Origin of the sequence: Methylobacterium sp. ap11, assembly GCF_900110515.1 — a bacterium.
GTDB classification, from domain to species: domain Bacteria; phylum Pseudomonadota; class Alphaproteobacteria; order Rhizobiales; family Beijerinckiaceae; genus Methylobacterium; species Methylobacterium ajmalii.
The window spans coordinates 15908-29640 of record NZ_FOEB01000035.1 but is presented as its reverse complement, the minus strand read 5'-3'; the positions used below and the strand labels follow the sequence as shown (position 1 = coordinate 29640).

The window sequence follows — 13733 nt, the reverse complement described above, 5'->3', positions numbered from 1 at the left end:
CCATGACCGAACCCTTCGTCGCCCTCGTCACCGGTGCCGGCTCAGGCATCGGTCGCGCCACCACCCTGCGCTTCGTGCGTGCCGGTGCGCGAGTGCTCGCCGTCGATCTCAACGAGGCGGGACTAAAGGAGACCCGCCGCCTGGCGGGCGACGCCGAGGCTGTCGCGCTCCTCGTTGAGGATGTCACCGCCGACGACGCACCGAGCGCCGCCATCGCGGCAGCGCTTCGGCACTTCGGCCGTCTCGACTGGCTCGTGAACAACGCCGGCATCGGCAACGCCAAGGCGGCGGACCAGACGAGCGATGCGGAGTGGGACCGCTACGTCGACATCAATCTGCGCGCGCTGTTCCGCTTTTCGCGCGAGGCTCTGCCGCACCTGACGCCGGGCCGGGGGGTGATCGTCAACCTCGCCTCGGTGTTCGGGCTGTTCGGCCATCCGCGGGTCGCGCCCTACGCCGCCACCAAGGCCGCGGTCGTCGGGCTGACCCACCAGATGGCGGCCGATTACGGCCCGAAGGGAATCCGTGTGAACGCCGTCGCACCCGGGGTGATCGAGACCGCGCTCACGCGCGAGCGCATCGACACGGATGCGCGCTTCCAGGCCCTCAACATCGACCCGATCCCCTTCCCGCGGCTCGGCCGGCCGGAGGACGTCGCGAACGCGATCCACTTCCTGTGCTCGGAGGACGCCGCCTATATCAGCGGCCACGTGCTGGCGGTCGATGGCGGCTGGAGCGTCACCAACTACTCGCGCCGGGGCGACGCGCTGTGAGCGGGCCGGCAGCCGACGCCCCCCCGGCGACCTTCGATCTCGAGACGGACGTGATCTGCGTCGGCGCCGGTGCCGGCGGCATGAGCGCCGCGCTCACTGCCTCGATCGAGGGGCTCGCGGCAATCATCGTCGAGAAATCCGACAAGGTCGGCGGGTCGACCGCCGTCTCGGGCGGGGCGGTCTGGATCCCGAATACCGATCGCGGCACGGCAGCCGGCCATCCCGACAATGTGGAGCGGGCGAAACTCTACCTCGACCGCATCGTCGGCAACTGGTCGAGCGACGCGATGAAGCTCGCCTATCTCGAGGCCGGGCCGAGGATGCTCGACTATCTCGAGCGGAACACCGAACTGCGGCTCGCGGCGCGGGCCTACTCGCCGGACTACTACCCCGACGCCGAGGGCGCCTCGCTCGGCGGACGCGCAATGGACCCGGTGGCCTTCGACGGCCGGCGCCTGGGCCGGCATTTCGGGACCCTGCGCGACCCGCTGCCCGAGTTCACGGTGCTCGGCGGTATGATGGTGACGATGACCGACGTCTACCACCTCCTAGGCGTGACGCGCTCTCTCGCATCGTGGAGGCACGGGATGAGACTCGTCGCGCGCTACGCCGCCGACCGCCTGCGCCATCATCGCGGCACCCGCCTCGTCCTCGGCAACGCGCTAGCGGCTCGGCTCTACCAGAGCGTCCTCGACCGTGAGGTCCCGGTCTGGCTCGACAGTCCCGCCCGGCGCCTCCTCGTCGAAGGCGGACGGGTCGTCGGCCTCGTGGTCGCACGTGAGGGGCGCGAGGTCGCGATCCGCGCACGGCGCGGTGTCGTGCTCGCCACCGGCGGCTTCCCGCACGATCCGGAGCGCCGCGCCGCTCTGCTGCCGCATCCGGTCGGTCCGTGGTCGATGGCGCCGGCTGACAACACCGGCGACGGCCTGCGGCTCGGCGAGGCGGCCGGCGCCGTCGTGCGCAGCGAGAACGCCGCGAACGTCTTCCACGCGCCAGTCTCGCTCCTTGAGAAGCCCGATGGCACGGTCCTGCGCTACCCCCACCTCGTCTGGGAGCGGGCGAAACCGGGCCTGATCGCAGTCAACGGCGCGGCCCGGCGCTTCGTTAACGAGTCGACCTCGTACCACGAGTTCGGCCTCGCCATGCACGAGAGCCACCGGAGCGTGCCGAGCATCCCGGCCTTCCTGATCTGCGACGCGGATTTTCTCCGGCGCTGGGGACTTGGTCTCGCGCTGCCCGGCGGGCGCCCGTTCCGAAAGCTCGTGAAGGCCGGCTACCTGGTCGAGGGCCGCACCCTCGACGATCTCGCGCGCCAGCTCGGCCTCGACGGCGGCGTCCTCGGCGAGACCGTCGCGGCGTTCAATCGCGATGCACGGGAGGGACGGGACGCGGCGTTCGGCAAGGGCGGCGACGCTTACAACCGCTACCTCGGCGACCCGACGATCAAGGACGGCAATCCCTGCCTCGGTACGGTCGAGACGGCGCCGTTCTACGCCGTGCGGGTCTATCCCGGCGACATCGGCACCGCCGGCGGGATCGTGACCGACGAGAACGCCCGCGTGCTCGACCGCAACGGCGAACCGATCCCCGGCCTCTACGCCGCCGGCAACGACATGAACTCGGTCATGGGCGGGACGTATCCGGGTCCCGGCATCACGCTGGGACCTGCCCTCACCTTCGGCTGGCTCGCCGGCCGCCACCTGGCCGGGGCGTGACGTCGGAGGCGTGATACGCTGCCGAGCGGGAGGACGGTTTCCGGCCGGGATCCCGACCCAATGGCAGTGTCCGACATCGCCGCAAGGGCTTCGTCCTGATCGCATGCAAACCGTCGTGTCCTCGTTGATCGCCCTTGGACCCGAACCTGCCGATGTCGGAACGGCTGCGGCAGCGAGGTTCTCCAGGGGTTCGACGCTCAAGCACAACCCCAGGGGCATCATTTCCGGCGGCCCCTGCCCGATCCCAGGACATGCGGCGTGTTCGGGGCTCGAGTACGCCTTGGCTGCCGGTCGTCTCCAGCGACGCCTTCGTGGTCGATCCAGCGCTCGGGGCGATCCGGATCTCGCTTGGGGCCGCCCGGTATTCGGAGGGTTTGCACCGGCCTTGGCGTACTGGAGACGCTGTTGGCGCAACCGCCCGGCGCGATCTCGACGGTTGCCGAACATGTTTCGCGCAGCGTGCGTGTCCGTCCTCCGGGCTTCCGCCGGACCAGAGCCCCGGTTTGCCCACCATGTTCGGGCCCGGATCGCGATGCACCTCTTGGCCGCCGCCCTCGCGCTCCTGGTCGCGGGCTGCTCGGATGATGGCGAGGAACGCCGGCGGTCGCTGGGGCGCTCTCCGAGTTTTCCCGATCTCATGCAGGTGGCGGATCCGGCGCGGGGTGGCCGGCTGTTCGGGACGTGCGCTGCCTGCCACATGGCCGGCCCGGGCGCCGGCGACCGCAACGGCCCGAACCTCTACGGCGTGGTGGGTCAGCCACCCGGCGAAACCAGCCAGCGGTTCGGCTACACGGCGGCCTTGCGGTCCCTGGGCGGCGTCTGGTCCCCGGAGCGGCTGGACACATGGCTCACCGCCCCTGCGGCGATGGTGCCCGGCACGAGCATGCGCTTTCGCGGCATCTCCGACCCGCTCGACCGGGCGGATCTCATCGCTTATCTGCAAACGCGCTCGACGCGGGGAAGCGAGAGGCGACCGATGCCGGCCCCGCCTTCTGCCGTCCGGTAGCCCGCGGCGGCGCGCCGGAGTCGACGAGGATCGTGCCGTCCTCGAGAGGACGCGCCGGGATCTCGCCCAGCGGATTGTCCACCATGACGTTCCGATTCGGCCGGCCGGCGGCCACGAGGGTACTGCGACGATCGATCAAGTCGACGGTGTTCCGGCGCCGATATGGGTCCTCATCGGCGAAATTGAGCCGACGCACCGATGCTGATTTCGAAATTGGGTTCCGAGTGGGGTCCCGATCGGCACCGATCGGATCCCATCTCTAAGGCAGACTACAAATCTGTGCCGGACATTCGCAACCGATGCAGCCCGAGGCCCCAGTTCTGCTTCGATACACAGCCAGCTCTGATTTCGCTCTGCACTTGGACGCGCAAGGGCTGTGAACGGAGTCCTGCCTCTTGGTAGCAGGGGGAGCACTCAGAACTGCACACCCCGGGTCAGCGCACCGTCGACGACGAGGTTGGTGCCGGTGACGAAGCTCGCAGCCGGGCTCGCGAGAAAGACGGCGGCACGAGCGATCTCATCCGGGTGGGCCATCCGGCCGGTTGGATTGAGGCGCAGAGCCTCGGCGAACAGGGTCGGGTTGCCCTCCTCGATCCGGTGCCACACTCCGCCCTCGAAATAGGTGTTGCCCGGCGACACCGTGTTGGCGCGGATGGCCTTGCCGGCGAGTCGGAAGGCGAGCCCCTGCGCGTAGTGGATCAGAGCCGCCTTGAAGGCCCCGTAGGGCCCTGCCGCGAAGTCGATCTCACGGCCCGACACGCTCGAGATGACGACGATCGACGCCGCCGTCGAGCGTTCGAGGAAGGGCATCGCGGCCTCGACCGCCGCGACCGTGCCCATGAGGTCGACCGAGAAGCCTGCGCGCCAGGCCGCCTCGTCGGCGCCGACCGCGAGGGCGCTGACGTTCGGCACCAGGATGTCGAGCCCGCCGAGTTCGTCCGCAGCCTCTGCGATCCAAGTCTTGAGTGCCCCGGAATCGGCGACGTCGACGGCGCGGCCGGTCGCGGCGACGCCCTTGGCGCGGAGCGCCGCGACCTTGGCGGCGACCTCCTCCGGATTGCGGGCGCAGAGCGCGACGGCGGCCCCCTCCTCCGCCAGGAGATCGGCGATGGCACCGCCGATCCCCTTGGTGCCGCCGGTGACGAGGGCGCGGAGCCCCTTGAGGCCGAGATCCATGACGCTCTCCTTAGATTTCAAGCGAGTGCGATCGACTTCGCGATCGAAGCGCCCAGCGTGTATTTCGGATCGACCATGTTGCCGAGCCGCACCCGACCGCATTGGGTGAGCAGCATGTAGGCGTCGATTTCCTCGAAGCCGAAATCGGCTGCGAGCCAGCGCACCAGTTCGCGGTAGGCGATGCGGGCGGCATCCTCCATCGGCCGCGACGAGCCGATGGTCATGAAGAAGTCCTCCGTCTCGAGGCGCGGCCAGCGGATGGTCCAACCCTTGATCAGGTCAATCTGCACCGTCGTGTGGGTCGGGTGCTCGACCGCGACGCCGCAAAGTTCGCCGTCCCCTTGCGCCGCGTGGCAGTCGCCGAGGTAGAGAAGCGCGCCCTTGGTATTGACCGGCAGGTAGATCACCGCGCCGACGCCGACATCGGGCAGGTCCATGTTGCCGCCGTAATAGTCGGGCTGGAGCGAGGAGATCGCCTCGATCTCCGGCGAGGTGCCGATCGTGCCGATGAACGGCTGGTAGGGCAGCGTGATGCGGTCGTTCCAGCGCACGCCGCCTTCCGCCGTGACCTCGAGCTTGCGCACCCGCTCCGGCAGCGACGGGTTGAGGAGCGCGGTGTCGCCGGTTGCGACCAGGCCGCCGAACTCGGGCATGATCAGCGTCGTGCCGCACGGCTGGGGGCCGCGCGGACGGATCGACTTGATCGCGACCGCCAGGCAATCGCCCTTCTCGGCGCCGTTGACCCAGATCGGGCCGTTCTGCGGGTTGAGGTAGGGGAAGTTCAGGATCTTGGTCGGGCTGTCGGTCTCGTGGCGGATCTTGCCCTCGAAGGCGTCATGGGTCTCCACCGTGACGACGGCGCCCGGATCGACGGTCAGCACCGGGTCGACGAAGGGCCCGTAGACGTAGTGATAGCGGCCCTGCTCGGCCTCCGTGATGGTGTGCTCGGCGCCGGGCTTGCCCTTGGCCACGCCCTTCTTCGCCATGATCGACTGGTCGAGCCACTGCATGGTCGTCTCTCCCTTTCGCTTACTCAGACGGCGAGGTGCCGCCGCACCAGGTCGCGGTCGTCGAGGTCCCGCGCCGTCAGCTCCGCGACGATCCGGCCCTTGTCCATGACGTAGCTGCGCTGGGCCATGGCGCGGATCAGGTCGAGGTTCTGCTCCACGAACACCACCGTCACCCCGGTGCGGCGATTGAGGTCGACGAGGGTGCGGCCGATCTCCTGAACCACCGAGGGCTGAATGCCCTCGGAGGGTTCGTCGAGCAGGATCAGGGATGGGCTGCCGACGAGGACACGGCCGATCGCGAGCTGCTGCTGCTGCCCGCCCGAAAGCGTGCCGGCGCGCTGCGCCCGGCGCTCGCGCAGGATCGGGAATGGGCCATAGGCAGCCTCGATGTCGAAGGGCGTGCCGGGGGGAAGCAGCGAGGCGCCGACCGTCAGGTTGTCGGCCACGCTCATGCGCGGGAAGACATCGCGCCCCTGCGGCACGTAGCCGATCCCGAGGCGGGCGCGCTTGTGCGCAGCGAGCCGCTCGACCGCCTGGCCCTTGAAGGCGATGCCTCCAGCGGCGGCCGGCAGAAGGCCGATCAGGCTGCGCATCAGGGTCGACTTGCCGACGCCGTTGCGGCCGATCACCGCCACGATCTCGCCGGCTCGGATGGCGAGGTCGACGCCCTGCAACACCGGCTTGCCGCCGTAGCCGGCGCGCAAGGTCGTGGTCGAGAGGAGCGCATCAGGCATCCTGCTTCCTCCTGGGCGCCTCGGTCTCGCCAAGATAGATCGCCGCGACCGCCTCGTTCGCCACGATCTCGTCGGTGGACCCTTGCGCGAAGATGCGCCCGACATGCAGCACGGTGACCCGCTGGGCGATCTGCCGGACGAAGGCCATGTCGTGCTCGATCGCCAGGATCGCGACACCATCGCGGTTGAGCGCCTGCACCATCTCGCCGGTGGCGAAGGTCTCGGCCGTCGACATCCCGGCGGTGGGCTCGTCGAGGAGCAGCAGGCGGGGTTTCAGGCTGATCGCCATGCCGATCTCCAGCCATTGCTTCTGGCCGTGGCTGAGGGTACCTGCCCGCTCGCCCGCGGCCTCCTCGAGGTTGAGGAAATCAAGCAGCCGCCGGATCTCGGCCGAGAGCGAGGCGCCCTCGAGGTGGTGCTGGAGCGCGATCTCCAGGTTGTGGGAGACCGACAGGCCGGGGAAGATGCCAGGTACCTGGAACTTGACGCTGAGGCCCCGGCGCACCCGCTCGAAGGGCTTCAAGGCCGTGATGTCCTCGCCGCGGTAGAGCACCTGGCCACGCTCCGGCGCGTACTCGCCGATCAAGAGGCGGAAGAAGGTGCTCTTGCCGGCGCCGTTCGGACCGATCAGGCAATGGACCTCGCCGTCGCCCACGCTGAAATCGACGCCGTTGGTGACGTGCAGGCCGCCGAAATGCTTGTCGAGGCCGCGCGTCTCGAGAATGGCGGTCATCGCGCCGCTGCCTTTCGGGTGAGGCGGGCGATCCCGCGCATCAGGGCGACGACCAGGCCCTCGGGGGCGGCGAGCACCACCACGACGAGGAGCAGGCCCATCACTACCAGCGCGTACTGGCTGCCGTAGATCGTCAGTGCCTGAAACCCGCCGAGCACCGCGAGCGTGCCGACGAGGGTGGCGGTCACGTCGCTCCGTCCGCCGACCGCGACCCAGATGACGGGCAGCGCCGCCGCGGTGAGCCCCATGCTGGAGGGCGTGATGTATTGGCCCCAGGCCGTATAGAGCGTGCCCGACAGGCCCGCGAGCGCTGAGCCGATCACGAAGGCGCCGAGCTGGTAACGGCGCACGTCGTAGCCCAGCATCTCGGCCCGCTCGGGGTTCTCGCGGATCGCCACCAGGACGTTGCCGAACCGGGCATTCACCAGGATGCGCAAGCCGAGATAGGTGACCACCAAGAGGCCGAGCAGCCCGTAATAGAGCGCCACGTCGGGAAACAGCACGATGTCGCCGTCGAACCACGGCACGGTCAGGGGCGGCATGCCGCTCATGCCGTTGTAGCCGTTGAGGCGGGCCGCGCCGATGCGCCAGTCGGGTCCGGCGGTCTGCGCCATGAAGCGCTCCAAGGCGAGCGTCACCGACAGGGTGATGATGCCTAAGAACACGCCGCCGATCCGGCCGAAGAACAGGAAGTAGCCGAGCAGCGCGGCAAATCCGGCCGCAAGCGCCACCGCCATCACCACCGCGGCGATCGTGAAGCCGTAGGCCGCCCCGACATTCAGGGTCAGCACACCATAGGCGTAGCCCGAAAGCCCGAAGAACGCGGTCTGGCCGAAGCTCAGCGCGCCGCCATAGCCCCAGATCAGGCACAGGCCGAGCGCCATGAAGACCCAACAGAAGAAGTAGGCGGTGTTGCCGACCGTGTAGCCGTCGGCGAAGGACGGATAGGCGATCGCGAGGGCGAGCACGATCGCGAAGGCAGCCCAGAAAGCGGGACCGCGGCCGAGGGTCTGGGGCCCTTCGAGCCGGCGCAGAAGACGACGCATCGTGGAATCCCTCATGCCCGCTCACGCAGGATCAGGCCGGAGATCCCCCGCGGCAGGACCCGGATCATCAGGATCACCGCGACGAGGAGACCGATCTGCCCGTAGAGCTGGCCCTGCCAGGAGGTCAGTACCGCCCGCGCCGCGCCGAGCACGAGGGCGGCCGGCGCGGTGCCGAGGAAGATGTCGGCTCCGCCCACCACCACGGTGACGAAGGCCTCCATGATGAAGGTGGTCCCCATGGTCGGGACGATCGTCATGGTCGGGGCGTACAGCCCGCCGGTAAGGCCGGCGAGCGCCGCTCCGATCCCGAAGGTCAGCGCGTAGACCTTGCGGGTGTCGACGCCGAGCGCCTCGGCCATGTGCGGCACCTGGATCGTCGCCCGCGCCAGCGTGCCGAAGCGTGTGGCGTTGAAGGCGAGGTAGAGCCCGGCGAGCACGCCGAGCGCCGCGAGCATCAGCACGACCCGGTAGGTCGAGTAGGAGTAGCTGCCTAGCGAGAAGCTCCCGAGAGGCGTGCCGACGCCCGGCATGCTGGAGCCGAGAAGGATCAGCGTCCCTTGCGTCGCCGCCAGGCTGACGCCCCAGGTTGCCACGATCGTGTCGAGGGGCCGGCCGTAGAGATGGCGGATCACCAGGCGCTCGAGCGCCATGCCGATCGCGCCGGCGACCAGGCTACCTACCAGGATCCCGAGCGGCAGCGGCAGCCCGGCGCGCGTCGTCGCCACGGTCACGTACGCGCCGCACATGATGAACTCGCCGTGGGCGAGGTTGATGACGCCCATCATGCCGAACACAACCGCGAGGCCGCAGGCAGCGAGCACCAGGAACGCGAAGGCGTCCCCGAGCTGGTAGAGTAAGGCGAAGGCTGAATCGAGGAGGGCCATGCGGGGTTACGCACCGTCTCGTGAATGGACCGGGGCGAGTGCCCCGGCGGAGAGCGGATCAGGGCTCGATACTCGAGGCGCGATACTTAGGGCTTGGGCGGGTTGCTCGGGGTGTACTGTGCCATCGGATCCTTCTTGGTCAGGTCGCAGCCCGCCTGGCCAAGCCAGTACGGTTTGATGTCGGTCCAGGTCTTGGGAAACGAGATGGCGTGCTTCTCGTCGACCTTGGCGAGATAGATCGTGTGCGAGACGTGCTGGCTCTTCGGATCGATGCAGACCTTGCCCTCGGGGGCGTCGACGCAGACGTCGCCAGTCGCGATGACCTTGCGCAGGTCGGCCCGCTTCGTCGAACCGTTCGCCCGCTCCACCATCTGCTTGTAGAGGTAGACCGCGTGATAGGAGTTCTCGGCCTCCTGATTGACGTAAGGCTCGTTCGGGAACTTCGCCTTCCACTTGGCCAGGAACGCCTTGCTCTCGGGCGTGTCGACCTCCTCGATGTAGTTGGTGGTCACGTACATGTTGGCGAGGCTCGGCGGCTTGAAGCGCTTGTGCTCGTAGCCCTGACCGACATTGACCGAGGAACCCATCGGCACTTTCAGGTTCGCGGCCGCGGCCTGCTCGTAATACGAGGCCTGGGCGGTGCCGACGAGCAGCGTCATGAGGATGTCGGGCTTGGCCTTCTGGATGTTCTGGATCGTCTGCGAGAATTGCGACACGCCGAGCGGGATGAACTCCTCGCCGACCATCTCGCCGCCGTTCTCCTTAACGATATTGCGCACCCACTCGGCCGAGATCTGACCGAAATTGTAGTCGGCCGCGATGGTGTAGACCCGCTTGCCGAACTTCTCCATCATCCATGGGATCAGCGTCGAGAATTGCTGCTCGGGTACGGCCCCGGTCACCACCATGTGGCCATCGCAGACGCCGCCCTCGTACTGGTTGTTGTAGAAGGCGAAGCCATCGAGCTGGTCGACGATCGGCCGGTAGGCCTCGCGTGAGGCGGACGAGAAGCCGGCGAAGACGGCGGCGACCTTGTCGCGCTGGAGCACCCGGCGCATGAATTCCTGGTAGCGGGTGTTGTCGGACTGGGTATCGTAGATCACCAGTTCCAGCTTGCGCCCGGCGATGCCGCCGGCGGCGTTGATCTCGTCGGTGGCGAGCTGGATGCCGTGGACCTTGCCGATGGTAGCGAGTGCGAAGTCGCCGGACTGGTCCTCGAGCACGCCGAGCTTGATCGGCTCTGCGGCCTGGGCCGCGGTGCCCGCGAGCACCAGGGCGGCTGCGAAGGCGGTCAGGCGGGATCCGTGGCGGGGTCTCGTCATGGGGGGCGTCCTCGTGCTGCGGTTCACTCGGGGAGGGCGATGCGCCGGGCCGGCGCCGGCACATCGGGGCGGGCCCGCACCAGGGCCTCGCAATAGTGTTCGAGCGTCAGGCGGGCGCGCATGCTGTCCCGCCGGAGGGTCTCGAAGGCGGCCTCGTCGTCGAGGCTGCGTTCCTGCATCACCCGCAGGATCGCCTTGACGACGTGGCGTCGTCCGCGCCGGCGCTCTTCGTGGCGCGCCAGCTGCTCCTCGAGCGCACGGCGCCGCTGGTGCTCGTTGATCGTCAGGTACAGGGCGGCGTAGACCGACGCGCCGTGGATCGGCTTGCGCAGAAGACCGGTCGCGCCGAACTGGAGCAGGCCCTTGAGGCGGCTTGGCGCCTCGACGCCGACAAGACCGAGCACCGGGACCGGCGGCAGGTCCGAGACGGTGCTCGCCGCGATCCCGGGCAGCGGCAGATCGCCATCGACGATCATCAGGGCACGATCGATTTCGAGTGCCGCCCAATCGACCGGACAGGCCTCGCCGGCCGGCAAGTATGAAGCGACGGTCAGCCCGAGCTTCATCAGCGTTGCGACGAGCGCGTCGCTCGCGGTCGTCGGCGCCACGATCAGGTGGGCCTGCATCCCGCTGAAATTCTGGATGAGACGCGGCCCTGTCACGATGGCACCACGCGCAGGCTCGGGCGCCGGAGCACCGGGACGATGCGAGGGGCAGACCGTACGAGATAGGGATCGGGTGCGACCGGGGCCGGAGCCTCCGCCAGGATCGTGAAGCGCGCCCCCAACGTGGAGAGGCCGATGCGCGGCGTCAGGGCTGCATGCAGCGTCGTCTCGTCGAGGCGCACCGTTCCCTGGGGCGACTCGAAGGCGACCTCGCTGGCTGCTCGCCGAACCGCCGCGATCTCGCCGACGCCCGCCCGCGCCAGAGCCCTGGCGAGGAGGTGGACGGCGATGTAGGCGGCTTCCGTATCGGCCGAGGGCGTTGGCCCGTCGGGAAACCGAACGGCGTAGGCGTCCGTGAACGCGCGGTTGCGCGGGGTGTCGATCGAAGAGAAATAGACGCTCGAGCTGATATGGCCGTCGACGGCGTCCGGACCGATCGCTTCGAGCTCCGGCTCGGCGAGGCTGCAGCTCGCCACCGGAAGCTCCCGAGCCTGATCGAGACCGCGCCCGCGGCAGGCGCGGCGCAACTCCTGAAAGAAGCGGTAGGCCGAGACACCGATCAGTGTGTTGAACACGAAATCCGGCCGCGCCGCGACGATGGCTTCGATCACTTGACCGAACTCGGTCTCGCCGACCGCGAAGTAGCGCTCCGCCGCGACCCGCCCGCCGGAGAGCGCTAGGGTTTCGCGCAAGATGCGGTTGTTCTCCCACGCCCAGATATAGTTCGAGCCGACGCAAAATGCGGTCCTGTCACCGCGGGCGAGCAGATACTGGACCAGCGGTACGATGTGCTGGTTGGGGGAGGCGCCCGTGTAGATCACGTTCTCGGAGGTTTCGAAACCCTCGTAATGCGATGGATACCAAAGAATTCCATCTATTTTTTCGAATATTGGAATGATTTCCTTGCGACTCGATGAGGTATAGCAGCCGACGACATGGCGAATTCCGGCACGCAGAAAGCGCTCGGCACCAGTGGCATAGCCGGCGATCTCGCCCTTCGGGTCGAAGGCGTCAGGCTCGAGGGTGATCCCGAGGTTTCCTGCATTCACCTCCTCGACCGCCAGGACGGCACCATTTCGCATGGCGCGTCCGACGAGGCCGTAAGGCCCGGAGGTGGAGAACAGGATGCCGATGCGATGTCTGTCAGTCATCGGTGCCTACGGAACGCAAAAAGCCCGCCAGCGCGAAGCGCTGCGGGCTACATTGCCGGACGGAAAGGGCCTTGTGGCGCGGAAATGGGCATCGTTGCCCTGCGCCTCAAAAGCAGGCTCCAACGTTGCGTCGACGATGTCAAGCCGGATTCCGAGCGATGCGGATATGTCGGTCGGTGAGCGCGCGCTTGCAACGTTGGGCGAGGACCGTCACCGCCGGAGCCGCCTGTTCATCGCCGACGCTGTCGCGGTGGCCTCAAGATACCTCAGGATCACTGCGCCGCCGCGGCAGAATTCCGGGAGCCGGCGGGTCGGCTCGATGCCACCGGGCACCTGGATCGAGCCGTAGGGGTCGCCGGCCTTCAGCACCCTCCCCTCCTGGCCGCCGCCTTGATCGTCACGGGAAAGCCGATCACCACCGCCACCGTCCGGGCCGCTGCTGCCTGGCCGCCGTATCCTCGACGGCTGTGCCCGGGCGCGTGGCGTCCTCGGCCCCTCCATAGGGAATGGTCCGGACGAGGTCCGAAACCGACGTGCCGTGTCACACCATCTGCGGCTCGAGGATCGCCGCGATGTCGCGCAGGACGGGGAGGAAGGTCTCCAGCATCCGGTCTACCGCGACCCGGTCGACATTCGCCCCGGCATTCAGGGCGCAGACGATCCGCCCGTCGTAGCGTTTCACCGGGACCGCGAGAGAGCGGTATCCGACCTCGGCCTCCTGATCGACGAGCGAGTATCCCTGCTCGCGATCGCGGCGAATGGCGTTCCCCAACGCGGCTCGGTCGACGAGGGTCTGCGGCGTCAGCGGCTCGGGCTGGATGCGGTCCAGGAACGCGGCAAGGTCCCCGTCATCGAGACCGCCGAGTAGGACCCGCCCCATCGAGCTGCAATAGGCCGGGATCCGGTAGCCGACGTCGACGCCCACGCCGAGCAGGCGCGTCGGTCCTGCGCGGGCGATGAACACGATGTCGTCCCCGTCCAGGATCGCCGCCGAGCAGGCCTCGTTGAGCCGGCCTGCGACCCGCTCGACCGCCTGCTGCAGCGTCGCCGACAGGCTGTTGGACGCCAGGTAGGCGGTCGCAAGGGACAAGACCTTGGGTGTCAGCTGAAACAGCCGCCCATCCGACCGCACGTAGCCGAGGCGGTCCAGGGTATGGAGCGCCCGCCGCACGGTGGCCCGAGGGAGGTCCACCGCCCGGGCGACGTCGGCCAGCGTCATCATGGGACGCTCGGCACCGAAGGCCGAGATGATGCGCAGCCCCCGCGCCAGCGCCTCGGAGAAGTCCGGTCCATGCTCGTCGACGAGGCGCTGGTCTGTCTCGGAACGTCTGACGCGCGGCATGAACCGGTCTCTGGTGGGCAACCCGAAGCGATAGGCCGGGCCCCGTGTGCGTGGCCCTGCGTGGCCTGGCAAGGGCCGTGTTCCCGGGTACGCGCCGTCGCGTTGGGCGGACCCTGCACACCGTTCGAGCTTGCAACGGCTCCAGACTGGCATACTATTCGAACATATGTTCGTTC

Annotated in this window: 14 protein-coding genes; 3 read left to right on the top strand and 11 right to left on the bottom strand. The window is 68.4% G+C overall.

The window, feature by feature from the left end; all coding sequences use genetic code 11:
• The first annotated feature begins 2 nt into the window (after positions 1-2).
• From BMX97_RS29925 to BMX97_RS29915, 3 genes are all read left to right on the top strand, one after another.
• Positions 3-773, top strand: a complete 771-nt coding sequence (locus tag BMX97_RS29925) for an SDR family NAD(P)-dependent oxidoreductase (protein WP_091754780.1) — start codon at positions 3-5, stop codon at positions 771-773.
• The gene (locus BMX97_RS29920; protein ID WP_244538715.1) at positions 770-2488 is read left to right on the top strand and encodes an FAD-binding protein; all 1719 of its coding nucleotides are present in this window, start codon (positions 770-772) and stop codon (positions 2486-2488) included. The genes BMX97_RS29925 and BMX97_RS29920 overlap by 4 nt, the downstream gene beginning before the upstream one ends.
• 532 nt (positions 2489-3020) lie before the next feature.
• Positions 3021-3494 carry a c-type cytochrome gene (locus BMX97_RS29915; RefSeq protein ID WP_091754779.1) on the top strand — a complete coding sequence of 158 codons (474 nt, stop codon included), beginning with the start codon at positions 3021-3023 and terminating at the stop codon, positions 3492-3494.
• A 414-nt stretch (positions 3495-3908) separates the two neighbouring features.
• On the opposite strand, the gene BMX97_RS29910 is transcribed toward BMX97_RS29915, so the two are convergent.
• The 11 genes from BMX97_RS29910 to BMX97_RS29865 form a co-directional block, all read right to left on the bottom strand.
• The gene (locus BMX97_RS29910) at positions 3909-4670 is read right to left on the bottom strand and encodes an SDR family NAD(P)-dependent oxidoreductase (RefSeq protein WP_091754778.1); all 762 of its coding nucleotides are present in this window, start codon (positions 4668-4670) and stop codon (positions 3909-3911) included.
• 17 nt (positions 4671-4687) lie between these two features.
• Positions 4688-5680 (bottom strand): acetamidase/formamidase family protein, encoded by a 993-nt coding sequence (locus BMX97_RS29905; protein ID WP_091754777.1) that lies wholly within the window; start codon positions 5678-5680, stop codon positions 4688-4690.
• A gap of 23 nt (positions 5681-5703) precedes the next feature.
• Positions 5704-6414, bottom strand: coding sequence for an ABC transporter ATP-binding protein (locus BMX97_RS29900; RefSeq protein WP_048427753.1), 711 nt, complete (start codon positions 6412-6414; stop codon positions 5704-5706).
• The gene (locus BMX97_RS29895) at positions 6407-7147 is read right to left on the bottom strand and encodes an ABC transporter ATP-binding protein (RefSeq protein ID WP_091754776.1); all 741 of its coding nucleotides are present in this window, start codon (positions 7145-7147) and stop codon (positions 6407-6409) included. The genes BMX97_RS29900 and BMX97_RS29895 overlap by 8 nt, the downstream gene beginning before the upstream one ends.
• A complete protein-coding gene (locus BMX97_RS29890) occupies positions 7144-8193 on the bottom strand; it encodes a branched-chain amino acid ABC transporter permease (RefSeq protein ID WP_091754775.1) in 1050 nt (349 codons plus the stop codon). Before BMX97_RS29890 ends, BMX97_RS29895 begins: the two co-directional genes overlap by 4 nt.
• A gap of 11 nt (positions 8194-8204) precedes the next feature.
• Entirely contained in the window at positions 8205-9077 is an 873-nt protein-coding gene (locus tag BMX97_RS29885; protein WP_091754774.1) for an ABC transporter permease subunit, read from the bottom strand.
• An 86-nt stretch (positions 9078-9163) separates the two neighbouring features.
• The gene (locus tag BMX97_RS29880) at positions 9164-10399 is read right to left on the bottom strand and encodes an urea ABC transporter substrate-binding protein (RefSeq protein WP_091754773.1); all 1236 of its coding nucleotides are present in this window, start codon (positions 10397-10399) and stop codon (positions 9164-9166) included.
• Positions 10400-10422: 23 nt separating this feature from the next.
• On the bottom strand, positions 10423-11025 hold the full coding sequence (locus BMX97_RS29875) for an ANTAR domain-containing response regulator (protein ID WP_048427758.1): 603 nt from the start codon (positions 11023-11025) through the stop codon (positions 10423-10425).
• Between the two features lie 32 nt (positions 11026-11057).
• Complete coding sequence (locus tag BMX97_RS29870) at positions 11058-12215, bottom strand: transporter substrate-binding domain-containing protein (protein ID WP_091754772.1); 1158 nt, start codon at positions 12213-12215, stop codon at positions 11058-11060.
• A 210-nt stretch (positions 12216-12425) separates the two neighbouring features.
• The gene (locus BMX97_RS33240; protein WP_177202401.1) at positions 12426-12584 is read right to left on the bottom strand and encodes a hypothetical protein; all 159 of its coding nucleotides are present in this window, start codon (positions 12582-12584) and stop codon (positions 12426-12428) included.
• Positions 12585-12756: 172 nt separating this feature from the next.
• A complete protein-coding gene (locus tag BMX97_RS29865) occupies positions 12757-13557 on the bottom strand; it encodes an IclR family transcriptional regulator domain-containing protein (protein ID WP_060850978.1) in 801 nt (266 codons plus the stop codon).
• Positions 13558-13733 lie beyond the last annotated feature (176 nt).

Coding starts and splice junctions, on each gene's coding strand:
- BMX97_RS29885 (WP_091754774.1), bottom strand. CDS start 9,077: ATGGCCCTCCTCGATTCAGCCTTCGCCTTACTCTACCAGCTCGGGGAC.
- BMX97_RS29895 (WP_091754776.1), bottom strand. CDS start 7,147: ATGACCGCCATTCTCGAGACGCGCGGCCTCGACAAGCATTTCGGCGGC.
- BMX97_RS29880 (WP_091754773.1), bottom strand. CDS start 10,399: ATGACGAGACCCCGCCACGGATCCCGCCTGACCGCCTTCGCAGCCGCC.
- BMX97_RS29905 (WP_091754777.1), bottom strand. CDS start 5,680: ATGCAGTGGCTCGACCAGTCGATCATGGCGAAGAAGGGCGTGGCCAAG.
- BMX97_RS29875 (WP_048427758.1), bottom strand. CDS start 11,025: ATGCAGGCCCACCTGATCGTGGCGCCGACGACCGCGAGCGACGCGCTC.
- BMX97_RS29925 (WP_091754780.1), top strand. CDS start 3: ATGACCGAACCCTTCGTCGCCCTCGTCACCGGTGCCGGCTCAGGCATC.
- BMX97_RS29910 (WP_091754778.1), bottom strand. CDS start 4,670: ATGGATCTCGGCCTCAAGGGGCTCCGCGCCCTCGTCACCGGCGGCACC.
- BMX97_RS29890 (WP_091754775.1), bottom strand. CDS start 8,193: ATGCGTCGTCTTCTGCGCCGGCTCGAAGGGCCCCAGACCCTCGGCCGC.
- BMX97_RS29870 (WP_091754772.1), bottom strand. CDS start 12,215: ATGACTGACAGACATCGCATCGGCATCCTGTTCTCCACCTCCGGGCCT.
- BMX97_RS29865 (WP_060850978.1), bottom strand. CDS start 13,557: ATGCCGCGCGTCAGACGTTCCGAGACAGACCAGCGCCTCGTCGACGAG.
- BMX97_RS29915 (WP_091754779.1), top strand. CDS start 3,021: ATGCACCTCTTGGCCGCCGCCCTCGCGCTCCTGGTCGCGGGCTGCTCG.
- BMX97_RS29900 (WP_048427753.1), bottom strand. CDS start 6,414: ATGCCTGATGCGCTCCTCTCGACCACGACCTTGCGCGCCGGCTACGGC.